1 protein-coding gene is annotated in these 242 nt (G+C 31.8%); it reads right to left on the minus strand.

Translation table 11 applies throughout. The annotated features are described in order from the left end of the window. A partial coding sequence (locus Q0794_RS18185) for a transposase (protein WP_298944293.1) occupies positions 1-242 on the minus strand: 242 nt, incomplete at both ends.

A 242-nucleotide genomic window follows, 5' to 3' on the forward strand; every position in this document is an offset into this window, starting at 1 on the left:
TGGCGACTATGCTCTATTTGAGATATGTTTTTCAGTTGGTCATTAACTGTTTCTATTATGTATCTCTTTGATAACATAGCTCTATCGAAAGCTGACATTACTTTTCTTTTCATATTCTTACGGACAGTTGTAACTAAATCAATATCAGACCTCTTTAGTTTTTCTGTTAACTTACTTCCAATATATCCCTTATCTGCATATAACTTACCCGTTAGATTTCTACATAAATCAGGTATTGGTGT

This window comes from uncultured Psychromonas sp. (assembly GCF_947489755.1).
Lineage (GTDB): Bacteria > Pseudomonadota > Gammaproteobacteria > Enterobacterales > Psychromonadaceae > Psychromonas.